Source organism: Rothia sp. HMSC071B01 (genome assembly GCF_001808945.1).
Classification (GTDB): domain Bacteria; phylum Actinomycetota; class Actinomycetes; order Actinomycetales; family Micrococcaceae; genus Rothia.
In genome coordinates, this window is the sequence record NZ_KV795058.1 from 1 (window position 1) to 763 (window position 763).

At 52.8% G+C, this 763-nt stretch carries 1 protein-coding gene; it reads right to left on the reverse strand.

From position 1 onward, the window contains the following. Window positions 1–131: 131 nt before the first annotated feature. Window positions 132–763: hypothetical protein (locus tag HMPREF2527_RS09755; protein WP_168161077.1), on the reverse strand; the 632-nt coding region annotated here is incomplete at its 5' end.

Consider the following 763-nt stretch of genomic DNA (forward strand, 5'->3'; position numbering starts at 1 on the left):
AGGTCCTGAGAGTCATGATTCCTCCACTCTTCTAGGAGTTAGCGTGCAGGTCGTTCACGTCATACGTGCGCGAGAACCAACCTGCCAGTAAAACAAATAAAACAGCAGCGCCAAAAGATAGATGCCCTCTGTTACTGCTCCTGGCGGTACTTCAGGCGAGCCTGCTTCCTCAACCGTGCATCCACCGTATCTGCATAACCAATAGGGTGCCTATCCGCAAGCAGATCCGGATTCTGTACCACCGGCTTATTATCGGCCCAACCGTACACCGCCGTTAGAGGTGAGACGCAGAACTTGTACAGGTAATCCCGGCAGTCATACTCCTCAGGAATGATGAAATGATACGTGTTCCTATCGCCGATATAGAACTCCGCGTCAGGATCAATCACGTAGAAGTAGCGGTTGCTTGCGTAATGCTCATTAAAATCGCCACCCGAATAGTACGCGATGTCGTTTCCGGCCTTCACCCACGCCTCAAGCCACCGATCATACTCAGCGCAGGTCGCAGGACGAATACGGTCAGTCTTACTCAGCGTCTGCTCTTCTAGCTGCTTTTCTTTTTCGGACATCGCAATACGCTGTGCACGCTCCAGATCATGAGCTGCTTCCTGAGCCATATTGCGAGCCTGAAACTCACGCTGCCGACGCATATACGCATCCTGCTCCTGGAACACTCGAAGATCAAGAGCATCCACTTCAGGGTGCTCACCTTCGGCACAGTGATCCAAGGCTGCCTGCGCTCGCTGGCACATCTGCTGGTCTA